Source organism: Pseudomonas sp. PDM05, from assembly GCF_014851685.1.
In the GTDB taxonomy this organism is placed as follows: Bacteria; Pseudomonadota; Gammaproteobacteria; order Pseudomonadales; family Pseudomonadaceae; genus Aquipseudomonas.
Genome location: NZ_JACVAC010000001.1, coordinates 424,495 through 441,885, shown reverse-complemented (window position 1 = coordinate 441,885; position 17,391 = coordinate 424,495). Strand labels below are relative to the sequence as shown.

Annotated in this window: 16 protein-coding genes and 1 pseudogene; 7 read left to right on the top strand and 10 right to left on the bottom strand. The window is 63.0% G+C overall.

Annotation, left to right across the window (positions count from 1 at the left end):
- The first annotated feature begins 196 nt into the window (after positions 1-196).
- The 7 genes and pseudogenes from IB241_RS02070 to IB241_RS02040 all read left to right on the top strand — a co-directional run bounded on the left by IB241_RS02070 (position 197) and on the right by IB241_RS02040 (position 6,984).
- Positions 197-865 (top strand): ABC transporter ATP-binding protein, encoded by a 669-nt coding sequence (locus IB241_RS02070; RefSeq protein WP_192296739.1) that lies wholly within the window; start codon positions 197-199, stop codon positions 863-865.
- 1 nt (position 866) lies between these two features.
- Entirely contained in the window at positions 867-3,329 is a 2,463-nt protein-coding gene (locus IB241_RS02065) for an ABC transporter permease (protein WP_192297225.1), read from the top strand.
- Positions 3,319-4,383, top strand: a complete 1,065-nt coding sequence (locus tag IB241_RS02060; RefSeq protein ID WP_192296738.1) for a lipocalin-like domain-containing protein — start codon at positions 3,319-3,321, stop codon at positions 4,381-4,383. Before IB241_RS02065 ends, IB241_RS02060 begins: the two co-directional genes overlap by 11 nt.
- Before the next feature lie 138 nt (positions 4,384-4,521).
- Positions 4,522-5,517 (top strand): hypothetical protein, encoded by a 996-nt coding sequence (locus IB241_RS02055; protein ID WP_192296737.1) that lies wholly within the window; start codon positions 4,522-4,524, stop codon positions 5,515-5,517.
- Between the two features lie 2 nt (positions 5,518-5,519).
- The gene (locus tag IB241_RS02050; protein WP_192296736.1) at positions 5,520-5,882 is read left to right on the top strand and encodes a hypothetical protein; all 363 of its coding nucleotides are present in this window, start codon (positions 5,520-5,522) and stop codon (positions 5,880-5,882) included.
- A 99-nt stretch (positions 5,883-5,981) separates the two neighbouring features.
- Positions 5,982-6,619 (top strand): annotated as a pseudogene (locus IB241_RS02045) (hypothetical protein); the annotation flags it as partial.
- A gap of 2 nt (positions 6,620-6,621) precedes the next feature.
- Positions 6,622-6,984, top strand: a complete 363-nt coding sequence (locus IB241_RS02040) for a hypothetical protein (RefSeq protein ID WP_192296735.1) — start codon at positions 6,622-6,624, stop codon at positions 6,982-6,984.
- 188 nt (positions 6,985-7,172) lie between these two features.
- Here the strand turns inward: IB241_RS02040 and IB241_RS02035 are convergent, their stop codons facing one another.
- The 10 genes from IB241_RS02035 to IB241_RS01990 form a co-directional block, all read right to left on the bottom strand.
- Entirely contained in the window at positions 7,173-8,036 is an 864-nt protein-coding gene (locus tag IB241_RS02035) for a LysR family transcriptional regulator (protein WP_192296734.1), read from the bottom strand.
- A 234-nt stretch (positions 8,037-8,270) separates the two neighbouring features.
- Entirely contained in the window at positions 8,271-9,674 is a 1,404-nt protein-coding gene (locus tag IB241_RS02030; protein ID WP_192296733.1) for an amidase, read from the bottom strand.
- Positions 9,671-10,939, bottom strand: coding sequence for a Zn-dependent hydrolase (locus tag IB241_RS02025; protein WP_192296732.1), 1,269 nt, complete (start codon positions 10,937-10,939; stop codon positions 9,671-9,673). The genes IB241_RS02030 and IB241_RS02025 overlap by 4 nt, the downstream gene beginning before the upstream one ends.
- 13 nt (positions 10,940-10,952) lie before the next feature.
- Entirely contained in the window at positions 10,953-11,648 is a 696-nt protein-coding gene (locus tag IB241_RS02020) for an ABC transporter ATP-binding protein (RefSeq protein WP_192296731.1), read from the bottom strand.
- Entirely contained in the window at positions 11,648-12,397 is a 750-nt protein-coding gene (locus tag IB241_RS02015; RefSeq protein WP_192296730.1) for an ABC transporter ATP-binding protein, read from the bottom strand. Before IB241_RS02015 ends, IB241_RS02020 begins: the two co-directional genes overlap by 1 nt.
- The gene (locus IB241_RS02010) at positions 12,394-13,404 is read right to left on the bottom strand and encodes a branched-chain amino acid ABC transporter permease (protein ID WP_192296729.1); all 1,011 of its coding nucleotides are present in this window, start codon (positions 13,402-13,404) and stop codon (positions 12,394-12,396) included. Before IB241_RS02010 ends, IB241_RS02015 begins: the two co-directional genes overlap by 4 nt.
- Before the next feature lies 1 nt (position 13,405).
- Positions 13,406-14,266 (bottom strand): branched-chain amino acid ABC transporter permease, encoded by an 861-nt coding sequence (locus tag IB241_RS02005; protein WP_192296728.1) that lies wholly within the window; start codon positions 14,264-14,266, stop codon positions 13,406-13,408.
- 56 nt (positions 14,267-14,322) lie between these two features.
- Positions 14,323-15,525, bottom strand: coding sequence for an ABC transporter substrate-binding protein (locus IB241_RS02000; protein WP_192296727.1), 1,203 nt, complete (start codon positions 15,523-15,525; stop codon positions 14,323-14,325).
- Positions 15,526-15,665: 140 nt separating this feature from the next.
- Entirely contained in the window at positions 15,666-16,436 is a 771-nt protein-coding gene (locus tag IB241_RS01995) for a FadR/GntR family transcriptional regulator (protein ID WP_192296726.1), read from the bottom strand.
- Positions 16,437-16,543: 107 nt separating this feature from the next.
- The gene (locus tag IB241_RS01990) at positions 16,544-17,293 is read right to left on the bottom strand and encodes an alpha/beta fold hydrolase (RefSeq protein WP_192296725.1); all 750 of its coding nucleotides are present in this window, start codon (positions 17,291-17,293) and stop codon (positions 16,544-16,546) included.
- Positions 17,294-17,391: the final 98 nt, after the last annotated feature.

The following is a 17,391-nucleotide window of genomic DNA, read 5'->3' as shown; positions in this document are numbered from 1 at the left end:
GGGCTGCTGTCTTTTCGCTGAACATGTGAGTGCTAGAAGTTGCCATTGCTACCGGCGGAAAAGTTGCAGGTATTTGGCGTGTGATGGGCAATTTAGAGGGCGATGGGTAGGCAACCGGTGAAATCCATGTGAAAAATTTGCGTGAGCCCATCGGCCAACCGTTATTCTCGATTTCAGTCCTTTGGTGAGTGCTCCCATGTTGCAGGTGCAAGGTGTCTTTAAAAGCTACGCAACCCCGCAAGGTCCGCTGGCGGTGCTGGGCGGGGTCGACTTGCAACTGCCGGCGCGCAGCAGCCTGGCGCTGATGGGCGAGTCGGGCAGCGGCAAGAGCACCTTGTTGCATCTGGTGGCCGGTCTGGATCGGGTGGATAGCGGCAGCATCCGCGTCGGTGAGCAGCGCCTTGATCAACTCGGTGAGGCACAACTGGCCGATTGGCGTCGCACCGAAATCGGCCTGGTGTTCCAGCAGTTCAACCTGATCGGCAGCCTGCGCGTCGACGACAACCTGGCCTTCCAGGCGCGCCTGGCCGGGCGGTTTGACCCGCGATGGCAAGCGCAATTGGTGGAACGCCTGGGCCTGGGCGACTTGCTCAAGCGTTATCCCGAACAGCTCTCCGGCGGCCAGCAGCAACGCGTCGCGGTGGGGCGGGCGTTGGCGTCGCGTCCGGCGCTGCTGTTGGCCGATGAACCCACTGGCAACCTCGACGAAGCCACCAGCGATGAGGTGCTGCAATTGCTGTTGGACCTGTTGCGCGACAGCCCCACCAGCCTGTTGATGGTCACCCACAGCTCGCGCATCGCCGCACGCCTGGAGCGTCAAGTGGTGCTGCACCGTGGCCGGGTTGTCCCGGCGGGCGCTGTTTGAGATGGCGGTGTTTTACTGGGTCTTGCGCGCACTGCTGAGCCACTGGCGGCGCCATCCCGTGCAGTTTTTCAGCGTGTTGACCGGGTTGTGGCTGGCCACGGCGTTGCTGACCGGGGTGCAGGCCCTCAACAGCCAGGCGCGGGACAGTTACGCGCGGGCCAGCCAATTGATCGGCGGCGAGCCCCAGGCCAGCCTGAGCGCGCCGGATGGGGCGAGTTTCCCCCAGGCGCTGTTCGCCGAGTTGCGCCGGATGGGGTGGCCGGTGTCGCCGGTGGTGCAGGGGCGGGTGCAGCTCCAGGGGCATGAAGACACGCGCCTGCAATTAATGGGCATCGAGCCGTTGTCGCTGCCGGGCGGCGGCGCGGTGGCGGGCCAGCGCTTGAGCCAGGCGCAGATGCTGGCGTTCTTCGAGCCGCCGGGGCGTACCTGGATCGCGCCGCAAACCCTGCATGCCCTCGGGTTGCAGGAGGGCGACCAGCCGTTGACCACCAACGGACATCGCCTGGCGCCGTTGCAGGTCCGGCAGGACATGGCCCCCGGCGTGCTGCTGACCGACATCGGCTTCGCCCAGCCCTTGCTGGACATGCCCGGGCGTCTGTCGCGCTTGCTGCTGGACAAGGCCTACGCCGCCGCCCAGCCCACGCCACCCGCCGGGTTGCAACTCAGGCAGGGCGAAGACAACAACTTGTCGCGCCTTACCGAGAGCTTTCACCTGAACCTCGATGCCCTGGGCTTTTTGGCCTTTGTGGTGGGGCTGTTTATCGTGCACGCCGCCATCGGCCTGGCCCTGGAGCAACGTCGTGGCCTGTTGCGCACCTTGCGCGCCTGCGGGGTCAGTGCGCGGCTACTGATCCTCAGCCTGGCCGTGGAACTGGGCGTATTGTCCTTGCTCGGCGGCGTGCTCGGGGTGGCCAGCGGTTATGTGCTGGCGAGCCTGCTGCTGCCGGATGTGGCGGCGAGCTTGCGGGGCCTCTATGGCGCCGAAGTCGCTGGCCAACTGAGCCTGAGCCCGTGGTGGTGGGCCGCCGGGCTGGGCTTGAGCCTGCTCGGCGCGCTGCTTGCCGGCGCCAGTAGTGTGTGGCGGGCGGCACGTTTGCCCTTGCTGGCGCTGGCCAATGCCCAAGCCTGGCACGACGCCCATGGGCGCTGGTTGCGCCGCCAGGGTTGGGTCGCCGCCGCCGCGCTGTTGATCGCGTTGCTCGCGCTGCTGCTGGGCGACAGCCTGGCCGCCGGTTTTGTGCTGATGGCGGCCTTGCTGCTGGGGGCGGCGCTGGGCTTGCCGGTGATGCTCAATGGCGTGCTCAAGGCCGTGCTGGGGCGCAGTCGCTCGGTGCTGGGGCAATGGTTTCTCGCTGACTGCCGCCAACAGCTGCCCGCGTTGAGCCTGGCGTTGATGGCACTGTTATTGGCCCTGGCGGCCAATATCGGCGCGGGCTCCATGACCTCGGGGTTCCGCCAGACGTTCAACAACTGGCTGGAGCAACGCCTGACGGCCGAGCTGTACCTCAATCCGCAAAACCCGGCGCAAGCCGAACAGCTCAACACCTGGCTGGCGCAACAGCCGTTGGTGCAGGCAGTACTGCCGACCTGGCAGGTCGCCGTGCAATTGCACGGTTGGCCGGCGGATCTGTTCGGTGTGGTCGACGACTCGACCTATCGCCAGCATTGGCCGTTGCTCGAGGCTGCGAGCGCGCCGTGGGACCGCTTGCTGCAAGGCGACAGCCTGATGCTCAGCGAGCAATTGGCGCGGCGACTGTCGGTGAAACTGGGGGATACGGTCAGTATTCCCACACCCCGAGGCGTCTGGTCGCCCGTCCTGGTGGGGATTTATGCCGACTATGGCAACCCCAAGGGCCATCTGTTGGTCAATGCCAAGCACCTGCTGGCGCACTGGCCGACCCTGGCGCCGGCACGTTTCAACCTGCGGGTGTTGCCACAGGATGTGCCGCCGCTGGTGCGTGAAGTGCAGCGCGGGTTTGCCCTGGAGGACAGTCGCATCGTCGATCAACAGCAACTCAAGGGCTGGTCGAGCCAGGTGTTCGAACGCACCTTTGCCGCCACTGCGGCGCTCAACAGCCTGACCCTCGGCGTCGCCGGCGTGGCGCTGTTTATCAGCCTGTTGACCCAGAGCCAGAGCCGCCTCGGCCAACTCGCGCCGCTCTGGGCGCTGGGCGTGACACGGCGGCAATTGATGCTGTTGAACCTGGGGCAGACCTGGCTGTTGGCGGTGCTCACGCTGGTCCTCGCCGTGCCCCTGGGGCAGTTGCTGGCGTGGTGCCTGGATGCGGTGATCAACGTGCAGGCGTTCGGTTGGCGCCTGCCGTTGCAGGTGTTCCCGTGGCAGCTTGCGCAGTTGCTGGCGCTGGCGCTGCTGGCCACCTTGCTGGCGTCGGCCTGGCCGTTGTGGCAGCTGTACCGCAGTCGCCCGGCGGACTTGTTGAGGACCTTTGCCCATGAAGATTAGAGCGACGTTGTTCGCGGTTTTGCTGCTGTTGGGCGCGTGTGACAAAGTCCCGGCGCCCGAGCAAAGCTTCGCCGGCCTGGGCAGCGCGGCGGCGGACTTTGCCCAGGTGGTGCCCGGCAGGGTGTTCAGCTTTCCTGGCGACCATGGCCCCCACGACGGTTTTCGCATCGAGTGGTGGTACGTCACCGCCAACCTCAAGGACGCCCAGGGCAATGAATTCGGCGTGCAATGGACGCTGTTTCGCAATGCGCTCAAGGCCGGGCCGACGCAGCCCGGCTGGCACGATTCGGCGGTTTGGCTGGGACACGCCGCCGTCACGTCCGCCACGCGCCACTATGCCGCCGAACGCTACGCCCGCGGCGGCGTCGGCCAGGCCGGCGCGCAGGCGGTGCCGTTCAATGCGTGGATCGACGACTGGGATTTCGCCAGCCAACCTGGCGCCGCGAGCCCACTGGCCGACATGCGACTCAAGGCCAGTGGCGCGCAGTTCGCCTATGACCTGCACCTGACCTCCAGCCGCCCGCTGGTGTTGCAAGGGGACAAGGGCTACAGCCGCAAATCCGACCAGGGCCAGGCGTCGTACTACTACAGCCAACCGTTTTTCCGCGCCAGCGGCAGCGTCAGCATCGACGGCCACACCTATCAGGTCAGCGGTCCCGCGTGGCTCGACCGCGAATGGAGCAGCCAACCCCTCGCCGCGGGCCAGACCGGCTGGGACTGGTTCTCCCTGCACCTGGACAGCGGTGAACAGTTGATGCTGTTCCGCGTGCGTCAGCAGGACGGCGCGGGTTACCTCACCGGCACCTGGATCGATCAGCGGGGCCAGGTCCAGACCCTGCACAACGCCGACATCCAACTGACACCGTTGGCGACCACCACTCTCGACGGGCGCACGATTCCCACGCGCTGGTCACTGAACATTCCCGGCAAACAGCTGGACATCACCCCAACGGCGCTCAACCCGAACGCCTGGATGAACCTTGGCATTCCCTACTGGGAAGGACCGGTGCAGTTCGACGGTGGGGTGGGTTACCTGGAAATGACCGGTTATTAGGCTGGTTTCTGTCAGCACTGTTTCTGCGCCTATGTAGGCCGCTTCCCAAATTGAATGGTCGCCCCCTGGGCTTGTGTCCGGGGCGGCAGTGCCTGCTTATATTTCGACGCCATCTCCATTGGATTCGGGATGCAGGGCATGGCGCAGGGCTATATCAACCGCGAAACCATCGATCTCACCAGTTTGAAAACCCGCTTGATGGGCCACGGCCTGAGCCGCCAGCGCTCGGACCATTTTGACGTGTTGAACCACCACCTGCGCCACGGCTTGGTGACGCCGGGGCAATTGGTGGTGATTCCCGACGCCTACAGCGTGAGCTGCTCCCGAGAGGAAGCCTGGTTGATGCGCCGCGCCGAAGAAGTACGGCGCGAGCTGGAGCAAAAAGCATCGGTCGGCACAGCCGTGATCAATGACTATGACCTGCTGCAAAGCCTGCTGACCTACGGCTCGATAGGTGTGGGCAGCACGACCTCGGCGTGGGCGCGGCACCTGGATGAAGTGCTGCGCACGCTGGAAGACATCGAGCAGTTGCATCAGCGCTTGAAGGCCGGTGGCTTGGACCGTCAGACGTTTATCCGCCAGCGCCAGGTGTTGTTTGAATTGCTCGACACACAACTGCGTGGCGCGGCGCGGTTTGGCACGGGGTTGCGTGGCAATCAGTCGTTGAAGAACGTGTTGGGGATTTCCACCAAGAGCTTTTTGCACAAGGGCGAGATCGATGGGTATGCCAAGCGCATGGGGGCGATTGCGCAGGTGTCGAAGTGGTTGGGGAAGGGCACGTATGTGGGTTTGGCGATGGATGTCGGGGCTGCGGGATTGGAGATCAAGGAGGCGTGTGTGGTGGGGCGGGAGGCGCAGTGTCGGCAGGCGAAGTATGTGGAGAGTGGGCGGTTGGCGGGGAGTGTGGCGGGGGCTTCGTTTGGTGGGAGGTATGGCGCAGAGGTTGCTCGTAGTGCATGCAGGATCGTGTTGGCGGTAGGGCTTAGGGAGCGCAGTGGGTTGGCCTGTGGAATTATTGGCGGTGCTGCAGGAGGGTATGCAGGAGGCTCATTTTTCGGCGATACCGGTGCCTTTTTGGGGGGGAAAGTCTTAGAGGTCGATGGCCAATTCATCTTTGAGCCAGAGGGGGCATGACAATGTCATTTTTTCTCGCTTACAGCATCGTGTTGATGGGTGGGTGTTTTGTTATCTGGGGACTGATGCTCTTTGTGGAATATAGAAAGCTCGACGAGCTGGAAAGCTACTTCAGTGAAAACGAAAAGGTTTGCAAACATAAGCGCTTCTGGGGAAGGAACCAGCCGATAGACAAGTCTCAACGGATGGGGCTGATGGTCGACTTCCTATCTGACTCAAAGCGCTTTGTGAAAGCAGGCCTCGTGACCGAAGCCGAACTGGCCTCTGTTCCTCTAGCCCTCAAACGCTGGGTGTTGTGGCCTTATCGCTTAGCGGGAATTTGGTTTTTTGCAGCAGTCATCTGGGCCATCTGGCACAGATGGTAGGTGACGCCGTTTTCGTGAGCGGGTACGCATGCCGACTCCTGGCTATTTTTGTGGTGTTGGAGCGTAGCCCGGCCTGAACATTCTGCTGGTCGCGTATGTGTTTCGTACGGCTCGATAGGCGTCGGCAGCACGACCTCGGCGTGGGCGCGGCACCTGGATGAAGTGCTGCGCACGCTGGAAGACATCGAGCAGTTGCATCAGCGCTTGAAGGCCGGTGGCTTGAACCGTCAGACGTTTATCCGCCAGCGCCAGGTGTTGTTTGAATTGCTCGACACACAACTGCGTGGCGCGGCGCGGTTTGGCACGGGGTTGCGTGGCAATCAGTCGTTGAAGAACGTGTTGGGGATTTCCACCAAGAGCTTTTTGCACAAGGGCGAGATCGATGGCTATGCCAAGCGCATGGGGGCGATTGCGCAGGTGTCGAAGTGGTTGGGGAAGGGCACGTATGTGGGTTTGGCGATGGATGTCGGGGCTGCGGGATTGGAGATCAAGGAGGCGTGTGTGGTGGGGCGGGGGCTGCTTGGTTCGGAGCGGTAGGTGCAAAAGTTGCGCGTCGCCTATGTACAGTCGCTTTGGGTGTGGCGATGAAAGGACAGAGTGAACTGGTCTGCGCAGTTATTGGGGGAGCGGGGGGAGGGTATTTAGGCGGTGACAGGATGGGTGATAGCGGTGCCTTTCTGGGGGGGAAAGTTGTAGAGGTCGATGGCGTTTTGATTTTTGAACCGGAGCGGGCTTAACAATGTCGTTTTTTCTTATCTACAGCATTGTATTGATGGCCGGCGTATTCATCCTTTTGGGGCTGATGTTATTTGCGGAGTATCGAAAGCTCGATGAGTTGGAAAAATACTTCAGTGAAAACGAAAAGGTTCGAAGGCATAAGCGTTTCTGGGGAAAAAACCAGCGGATCGACAGATTCCATCGCATGGGGCTGATGATTGATTTCCTCTCGAATCCAAAGCCCTATTTGAAGGCAGGGCTAGTTTCAGAGGCCGAACTTGCATCAGTTCCCATAGCGCTCAAGCGATGGGCGTTGTGGCCCTATCGCATTTCTTACATTTGGATAGTTGTCATGATCATCGGCGGCATTTGGCAGAAGTGGTAACTCACTTTCCGGCCGTCATGCAAACCGCTGAGCAGGAAGCCGTCAGCAGCAGGAACGCCACCACCCAGCAGCAACACAAACAGCAGGTGACGCCGTTTTCGTGAGCGGGTACGCATGCCGACTCCTGGCTGTTTTTGTGGTGTTGGAGCGTAGCCCGGCCTGAACATTCTGCTGGTCGCACGTGTGTTTCAAAGTACCGGGTCCCAGCGTTGCGACCAGTCGCTCTCGGCCTTGACCACGCCCCGCAGCAACTCCAGCGCGTGTTGCAACACCGCCGAATCCCGTGCCCGCGAGTACACCAGATACGTCGGGAAACTGAACTCCGGCGCCTTCGCCACACGCTGCATCACGCCGCTGTCCAGGTAGCTTTGTACCACCCGCGTGCGGAAGTACCCGGCGCCGCCGTTTTCCAGGATGTACTGCAAGGCCAGCGGGCCCAGGTTGAAACTCAGCGCGGCGCGTGCCCTGTCCGGCAGGGCGGCGTCGTGTTGCTGGCGGAAGCCTGGGCCCCAGTCGATGTACACGTAGGGCACCGGGTTGCTGGCCAGTTGCACCAGGATCAGTTTTTCTTCCAGCACCTGTTCCACCTGCAACCCCGGCCAGTATTGCGGCTGGAACACCAGGGCGGCATCCAGCACCCCCAGCTCCAGCTGGCGCAGCAGGTATTCGCCTTCGCGCACTTCGGTGCGCAGCGCATGGCCGGGGATGTGTTCACGCAGGGCCTGGGCCCAGCCGAGCATCAACGGGTTGCACAGGCTGACCTCGCCACCGATGTGCAGCACGTTGCGATAGCCCTCGGGCAACGGCAGATCGCGGCGCGCGGCTTCCCAGGTTTGCAGCAACTGGTTGGCGTAGACCACGAACGCTTCGCCATCCGCGGTCAGGCGCGCGCCGGCGCGGTTGCGGATGAACAGCGTGCTGCCCAGCTGGCTTTCCAGGCTTTTGACCCGGGCGGTGATGGCGGTCTGGGTAACGTGCAGTTTCTCGGCCGCCGCGGCGAGGCTGCCGCAGCGGGTGATTTCGAGGAAGGTGCGTGCCAGTTCGATGTCCATGGGAGCCCCGGAGAATGAATGGGGGCATTGTAGTGGAATGCGCTCAGAACTGTGGGCGCGGGCTTGTGTGGGAGCGGGCTTGCTCGCGAAGACGGTGGATCAGTCAATAATTCTGTGACTGACACTCCGCTTTCGTGGGCTAGCCCGCTCCCACAGTTGATGGGTGTTGATGGGGAGTGAGTGTTCGGCTGGAGATCGCCCGGGCACTGCCAATCTCCCACATTCAATTGCATTTCATGGCGGGGTTACTGGGGCTTGCGGGTGCTGGGTAGGGAATGCCTTTGAATAAGCCTGGCAAACCCGCAACACCACATCATCGGCAAACCGCGCACCGACCACATGCAACCCCACCGGCAAGCCATTCGCCGCCAACCCGCAGGGCACTGACGCCGCCGGTTGCTGGGTGAGATTGAAGGGGTAGGTGAACGGTGTCCATTCGGTCCATTCCTGCAACCCGGAGCCCGGCGGGACGTCGTGCCCGGCGTCGAATGCGGTGATCGGCATCATTGGCGAGACCAGCACGTCGTAATGTTGGTGGAACGCAGCCATCCGCGCTACCAACGCCGCCCGCGCTTCAAGGGCCGCGCTGAAGTCATCCAGGCTCAAGCGTTCGCCCCGTTGCGCGATGCGCAGCAGGCCGGGGTCCAAGAGCTGTTTTTGCGCGTCGCTCATCGAACCGGTCAAACGTGCGGCCCCGGCTGCCCACAGGGTGCTGAACACCTCCAGCGGGTCGCTGAAACCGGGGTCGATCTGTTCGACATGGGCGCCCAATCGCACCAACCCCTCAACCGCCTGGGCGACCACTTTAGCCACTTGCGGGTCCACGTCCACGTAGCCGAACGCAGGGCTGTACGCCACCCGCAAGCCCTTCAAGTCCGCCCCTGGCGTCAGCCACGGCGCAGTCCTCGGCGCACCGCTCAAACCGTCCCGCGCATCCGGCTGGGCGATGGTTTGCAGCATCAATACGCTGTCTTCCACCGTGCGGGTCATCGGCCCCAGGTGCGACAGAATCGTCATGGAACTGGCCGGCCACTGCGGCACATAACCAAAGGTCGGCTTGATCCCGAACGTGCCGGTAAACGCACAGGGGATACGGATCGAGCCGCCCGCATCACTGCCCTGGTGCAACACCCCCAGGTTCAACGCCGCCGCCGCCCCCGCGCCGCCGGACGAACCACCCGCCGTGGTCCGCGTGTCCCACGGGTTGCGGGTGATGCCGTACAGCGGGTTGTCGGTGACGCCTTTCCAGCCGAATTCCGGCGTGGTGGTTTTGCCCAGCAATACCGCGCCGGCCTTGCGCATAAAGGCCGGGAAGGGCGCGTCGACGTCCCACGGCCCGTCGGCAGATGAGGTGCGCGAGCCCTTGCGGGTCGGCATGCCGAGCGTCAGCGTGAGGTCTTTGATGGAGGCCGGTACACCGTCCAGCGCGCCGCACGGCTGGCCCTTGAACCAGCGTTGTTCCGAGGCGCGCGCAGCGTGCAACGCGCCCTGCGGGTCCACATGGCAGTAGGCGTTTACCACCGGGTTGTAGCGTTCGATACGCAGCAATGCATCCTCGGTGACCTCCACCGGCGACAGGGTCTTGTCGCGAAAATGCTCCAGCAATTGCACCGCCGTCAGTTGCCCGATATCGCTCATGCCCGATCCCCCTGCGCCGCATTGACCATGGCCCGCAGCAACACCGCGCAGCCCGCCGCCAGGTCATCCGGCGCGGCGTTTTCGATTTCGTTGTGGCTGATACCACCTTCGCACGGCACAAAGATCATCCCGGCCGGGCCCAGTTCCGCGACGAAAATCGCGTCATGCCCGGCGCCGCTGACGATGTCCATATGGCTCAGGCCCAGGCTGCGCGCAGCGTCGCGCACGGCGTTGACGCAGGCCGGGTCGAAGTCCAGCGGCGGGAAGTCGGCCGTCGGTGTCAGCTCATAAGCCAGGCCGTGCTGTTGTGCCGTGGCTTCGATCACACCGCGTACCTCGTCGACCATGGCTTGCAGCTTGTCGGCATGCAGGTGGCGCAGGTCGAGGGTCATGTGCACCTGGCCTGGAATCACATTGCGCGAACCCGGATGCAGGCTCAGGCAACCCACCGTGCCGCAGGCGTGGGGTTGCTGTTGATGGGCGATACGGTTGACTGCACTGACCACCTCGGCAGCGCCGACCAGTGCGTCCTTGCGCAAGTGCATCGGTGTCGGCCCGGCGTGGGCTTCGACGCCGGTGAAGGTCAGGTCGAACCACTTCTGGCCCAGGCAACCCATGACCACGCCAATGGTGGTGGCGCGATCTTCCAGCACCGGGCCTTGTTCGATATGCGCTTCGAAATACGCCCCCACCGGGTGGCCCAGCACCGCGCGGGAACCGGCATAACCGATGCGCTGCAATTCGGCACCCACCGACAGGCCCTGGTCATCGAGCTTGGCCAGGGTCTCCTGCAAATCGAATTTCCCGGCAAACACGCCGGAACCCATCATGCACGGCGGAAAACGCGAGCCTTCTTCGTTGGTCCACACCACCACTTCAATCGGCGCTTCGGTTTCAATCTTCAGATCGTTCAGGGTGCGGATCACTTCCAGTCCGGCCATCACCCCGTAGCAGCCGTCGAACTTGCCGCCGGTGGGTTGGGTGTCGATATGGCTGCCGGTCATCACCGGGGGCAGGGCGCGATTGCGTCCGGCGCGGCGCGCAAAGATATTGCCGATGGCATCCACACTGACGCTGCACCCGGCCGCTTCGCACCACTGCACAAACAGGTCGCGGGCCTGGCGGTCGAGGTCGGTGAGGGCCAGGCGGCACACGCCGCCTTTTAGCGTGGCGCCGAGTTGGGCCAGGTCCATCAGCGACTGCCACAAGCGGTCGCGGTTGATCAGCGGGGCGTTGCTCTGGAGCGGTTGCGCAAAACTGTTCATCTGCATTCTCCGGTCAGGCACTCAGGGCCAAATAGCGGTTCTTGATGCTCGGGTCGGCGCGGAAGGCGGCGGCGCTGCCTTCGTAGACCACGCGGCCCTGTTCGAGTACGTAATGGCGGTCGGCGAGCTTGTCGCAGACCATCAGGTTCTGTTCCACCAGCAGCACCGGCAGGCCGTCGTCCTTGATCTTGCGCAGGATCTTCACCAATTCGTCGACGATCACCGGGGCGAGGCCTTCGGTGGGTTCATCGAGGATCAGCAACTTGGGGTCATTGAGCAGGGCGCGGGCAATGGCGAGCATCTGCTGCTCGCCGCCGGACAAGGCATGCCCGGCATTTTTGCGCCGTTCCTTGAGACGCGGGAACATGCCGTACACGTCTTCCAGCTGCCAGCGGCTGGTCTTGCGGGCGGCGATGCGCAGGTTTTCCTCGACCGTGAGCAAACGGAAGATCCCGCGGTTCTCCGGCACCAGCGCCAAGCCTTGGCGCGCAATTTCAAAAATCTTCTGCCCCACCAGCGCCTGGCCGTTGAAGTGAATCTGGCCCTGGCGCGGGCAGATGATGCCGAGGATGCTGCGCAACGTAGTGGTCTTGCCCGCGCCGTTGCGCCCCAGCAGCGTCACCAGCTCACCAGGGTTGACGCTCAGCGACACGCCTTCGAGCACGTGGCTCTTGTCGTAGTAGGAATGGATATTCTCGACGATCAGCATTAGGCGGCTTCCCCCAGATACGCAGTGCGCACACGTTCATCGGCGCGCACGAATTCCGGCGTGCCTTCCACCAGGATCTGCCCGTGGCTCATCACCGTGATGCGTTGGCTGATGGACATGACGATGCTCATGTTGTGTTCGATCAGCAGCACCGTGTGGTCGCGACCGAGGTCACTGATCAGTTGGGTCATGATCGGAATGTCATCGATGCCCATGCCCGAGGTGGGCTCGTCGAGCATCAACAGTTTGGGCTTGGAGCAGATCGACATGCCCACCTCCAGCACCCGCTGCTGGCCGTGGGACAACTCGCCGGCCAGGGTGTCGGCGCGGGCAGTGAGTTGCAGGCGTTCCAAGACCTGGTCGGCCATCTCCAGGTGCTCGCGTTTGCTGTCGACACGGCGCCAGAAGTTCAGCGCCCGCGCACCGTCACGGCCTTGGGCGGCCAGGCGCAGGTTTTCGCGCACGCTGAGGTTCTGGAACAGGCTGGTCAACTGGAACGAGCGCGCCATGCCTAGGCCGACGCGGCCGTGGGCCGGTTTGCGCATCAGGTTCTTGCCGTCGAAATGGATTGCCCCGGCGGTGGCCTGGCGCTCGCCGGTGAGGCAATGGAACAGGCTGGTCTTGCCCGCACCGTTGGGGCCGATGATGGTGTGGATGGTGCCGGCTTCGACCTTGAGGTTGACGCCGTTCACCGCATGGAAGGCGCCGTAGGCCAGTTCCAGGTTCTCTGTTTCCAGCAGGATGCTCATAGCACTTCCTCCTTGGCCACCACTGCGGGCTTGCGAGCGCCGCGCACTTTTTCAAACAGCGACGCCAGGCCGCCCCACAAACCACCGCGCATGAAGATCACCACCAGGATCAGGATCACCCCCAGTAGCATCAGCCAGCGTGGCCACAAGTCGGAGAGGAAATCCCCCAGCAGCACGATGGAGCCGGCACCCAGCAACGAGCCGAACAGCGAGCCGGTGCCGCCGACGATGGTCATGATCAGGATGTTCTCGGACATCGCCAGGTCGATGTTCGACAGCGGCACGAAGTGCAGCAGCATCGCGTACAGCGCACCGGCGATCCCGGTGACTGCGCCGGACAGCACAAACACCAGGATCTTGAAGTGACGCGTGTCGTAGCCGATCGCCGCGGCGCGGGTTTCGTTTTCGCGGATCGCCATCAGCGTGCTGCCAAAGGGCGAGGCGATGACCCGGCGCGCGCCGATAAAGATCAGCAGGAACAGCACCGCCACAAAGCCGTAGAAGGCGCGGGCGTCGGCCAGGGATAGCAGCACAGTGTCACCGACGCGGATTTCCGGGCGCGGCACGCTGAGCAGGCCGTTGTCGCCGCCGGTCCAGTCGCTGAGGGTGTAGGCGACGAAGTAGGCCATCTGGCTGAAAGCCAGGGTCAGCATCACGAAGTAGATGCCGGTGCGGCGGATCGCCAGGGCGCCGACCAACAAGGCCAGGAAACCACCGGCCACGGCCGCGCCGAGCAACGCAGTGAACAGGCCCATCTGCAAATGCAGCATCAGCAGCGCCGCGCAATATGCCCCGGCACCAAAGAAGATGCCCTGGCCGAACGACAGCAGCCCGGTATAGCCCAGCAGCAGGTTGCAGGCGAGGGCGGCCATGGCAAAGATCAGGATCTCGGTGGCCAGGGTCGCCGAAGGCAAGATCAGCGGCAGGCCGATCAGTACGGCCAGCACCCACAGCAACATCGCACGGGATTGGGTCTTGGCAAACGGCAGGGGATTTTTCTCGCTCATGTCAGGCTCTCCCGAACAGGCCGTAAGGGCGCACCAGAATCACCACGGCCATCGCGCCGTAGATCATCAGGCTCGCGCCCTGGGGCCAGAGTGTGGTCATCAGGCTTTGCACCACGCCGACCAATAAACCGCCGACCAGCGCACCGCTGAACGACCCCATGCCACCGATCACCACCACCACGAAGGCCACGCCGAGAATTTCCGGGCCGACAAAGGGCTGTGCGCCGCGCAAGGGGGCGAACAGCACCCCGGCGACACCGGCCAGGGCCACGCCGAGGGCGAAGGTCATCGAGAACAAACGGAAAATATTGGTGCCCAGCAGCGACACGGTCTCGGTGCTTTCACTGCCGGCGCGCACCAGGGCGCCGAAGCGCGTGCGTTCCAGCAGCAGCCACAGGCCCAGGCCGACCAGCCCGGAGAAGCCGATCAGGAACAGGCGATAGTGCGGGTACACAAAGTCACCGATCACCAGCACCCCGCGCAGCAGTTCCGGCACGGCGACGCTTTTGCCCACCGGGCCCCAGATCATCACGCTGGCCTCCTGGATGATCAGGGCTATCCCCAAGGTCACCAGGATCTGGAACATGTGCGGCAAGTGATAGATGCGCTGGATCAATAATCGCTCGATCACCCACGCCAAAGCGGCCACCACCAGCGGCGCGATCAGCAGCGCCAGCCAGAAGTTGCCGGTGAGGCTCACGGCGGTGTAGCAGATGTAGGCACCGAGCAAAAAGAACGCGCCATGGGCAAAGTTGACGAAGTTGAGCAGGCCGAAAATGATGGTCAGACCGACGGCGATGAGGAAGTAGATCATCCCCAGCCCGAGGCCGTTGAGGATCTGGAACAGGTAAAGATTAAGCATGCAGGAACCCTCGGCAGGACGCCGCTTGCGCGGCCCTGCCTGCAATATTCAGGGGGTCAGGCGAGCGTGCAGCCCGTGGCGCCCACTGGCGGGAAGGATTGGCCGGCGCTGAGCACTTTGGCCAGGTCGTCCTTGTCGGCCATCTCGCTGGCGGCTTTGCCGACGAGCAGGTAGTAATCCTTGATCACCTGGTGGTCGCCGGCGCGGATCGATTCCTTGCCGGTCGGGCCATCGAAGCTCAGGCCCTGCATGGCCTTGGCTACGGTCGGGCCGTCGAAGCTGCCGGTGGCGACGATGGTGTCTAGCATGACCTTGGTGCTGATGTAGTCGGCGGCCAGCGGGTAGGTGGGGTTGATCCCGTATTTGGCCTGGGTCAGCTTGACCAGTTCGCGGTTGAGCGGGGTGTCGACCTGATGCCAGTACTGCGCGCCCAGGTACACGCCTTCAAGGATGTCGCTGCCCAGTTCCTGGAACTGGTCGAGGCCGGCGGACCATACCAGCAGTACTTTCATGCGCTGCTTGATGCCGAAGTTCACTGCCTGGCGCAGGGTGTTTGACGACTGGCTGCCGAAGTTGAGCAGTACCAGCACATCGGGTTTGGCGGCGATGGCGTTGGTCAGGTAACCGGAGAATTCCTGTTCCTGCAACGAGTGATAGCTATTGCCGATGTGTTCCAGGCCGCTGTCCTTGAGCACACTTTTGGCGCCTTCGAGCAGCGCTTCGCCAAACACGTATTGCGGGGTGATGGTGTACCAGCGCTTGGCGTCCGGCAGCAGCTTGATCAGCGGCAGCATGGTTTCGCGAATCGCGCCGTAGGTGGGCACCGACCAGCGGAATGTCGCGTGATTGCAATCCTTGCCTGTGACTTCATCGGCGCCCACCGGGGTCATGAACACGCCGCCGACCTTGTCCACTTCCTTGGCCACCGCGAGCGCCGACGACGACAATGTGCAGCCCTGGAAGAACCGCGCGCCGTCCTGCTGGATGGCTTCCTGCACCTTGCGCACGGCCTTGCCGGCGTTGCCTTCGGTGTCGATGACCTTGTAGTTCAGCGGGCGGCCGAGAAGGGTGGCGTGTTGTTCCACCGCCAGGCGCGAACCCATGTCGGCAAACTTGCCATAGCTGGCAAAGGCGCCGGACATGGACTTGAGGCCGTAAAAGGTAAAGGGCTCGGCGGCGAATGCGTGGCGCACGCTCAGCGGGAGGCTGAGGGCGGAGGCGAAGGTAAGGCTGGCTTTCAATAACGTACGACGCTGCATGGGGTGACTCCCTGGTTTAGTTATTGGCAGGAGCGGCAAGGGCGATACGGTGGAGCAAGGGCCTGTGGGCAGGCCTGTTATTTATTGGATGACGCGAGTGTTGGTTGGAATGCGGTCAAAATGTGGAAGCTGTGTTGTCTTTAGGGGCGGTGATCGAACTCCAGTAGAAAATGCGGGCTGACCTGGCCTTCAAGCGCGGTCATGTGGTGTTCGGCATCGCACATATGTTCATGCATCAAACCGCGCACCGCGCTTTCATCACCGGCGCGAAAGGCAATCAGCAACTGTTTGTGATAGTCGAGGTTGGCGGCGTCGAACTGCTTGCGCTTGGGTTTGTAGGCCTTTTTCAGCACTACCAGGTCGCGCAGCAGATCATTGAGGAACTGCGCCATGAAACTCAGCAACGGGTTGGGGCACGCCTTGGCCAGCAGGTTGTGGAACTCCAGTTCAGCCAGGCGCTGTTCGCGTTGACCGGCCTCGCTGTCTTCCGGTGCGCTACAGAAATCCACGTTGTCTTGCAGGGCCTGGTAGTCATCTTCGCTCAAGCGCCCCAGCACCGAGACCGCCAGTTCCACTTCGATGACCTTGCGCAACTGGTACACCTGCTCGCCATCCAGATGCTGAAAGTGCAGATAGTTACGCAACGCGCGGCTGGCCGGTTCGGTGCCGGCCTGGTTGAGGTATGCACCGCCGCTGGGCCCGGTGCGCGTGCTCACCAAACCCTCGACCTCGAGGGCCTTGAGCGCCTCGCGGGCCGAGCCTTTGGAGCACTGGAAGCTTTCCATCAGCTCACGCTCGGTGGGCAAACGATCGCCGGGCTTCAAGGCGTCGGTGACGATGGAGCGCTTGACCGACTCGACAATCACGTCGGACAGCTTCTGGCGTTTGCGTTTCAGCGGGCGGCTTAGCATGGCGTCGATTTATCGTATTAATGCGGATAAATAGCACTTAATAACGATTAGCCTGGAGCGTCAACGCAAGGTGTCGTTTTCAGCGGCAACAGGTCGCAAACGGTGCGCTACTCCCAATCGCCTTTGTCGAGGCACTGGGTGGCAGGTGGCGGCTGCTTGCCGAAGGCGAGGAAGTCGCCGACCCATCGGATCACGCATGCACTGGCCTCAGACTTGGGGGGTGCCTTGAGGCGCAGTTGCTCGACTTGCGTAAGGTTCGCCTCGCCACGCTCGGCGTTGACCAGCACCATGCGCGCGACCCGCTCGGGAAACAGCGCCGCGTAGCGACTGCCCAGGCGTGTGGCGTCGGCGCTGCCGAGGTAATTGAGCTGGGTCTCTTCAAGTTGGGCGCGGACGAACTCCATGTCCCGTGCCGCGTTTTCGACCCCGCTCTCCTGGTTGAGATCACGCGGGGTGAGTTCAACCACATCGTAGCGATTGAGCAGGGTGCGATAGGCCTGGGTGGAATGGGCACTCCAACTGCCGGCCAGGAGGATGGCGAAGGTGCCGCTGTGATTGGTCTGGGGGCTGTTTCCGGGTTGGGCGAACACCACGCCTTGGCGGCTCAGCGGGTCGCGGGCGCCGACGCGGGTCAGGTACAGGCGCAGTTTACCTTGCCGGGGCGCGGCGTGGTTGCGCGGCACGGTGACGATGCCGCATTGGGTGCGCTCAAGCACGTCGGGAGCCAAGTGTGCGAAGGCGGGGAGGCGGCAGTCCAGTTGCCAGTCGATGGCGGTGGGGCTGATCAGCGGCAAACCATGGGCAAGGCTTGCCGTCAGCCACAGGCAGGCGCAGAACAGGTGTTTTACAACAGTCATCAAGAGGTCCCGGGCAGCCGTGAGATAGCGGCTTTTTTACCAAGGACCCCGGGTCAAAAAATGTAGGGCGAACAGACAACTTCTGTAAGGAAATGGAG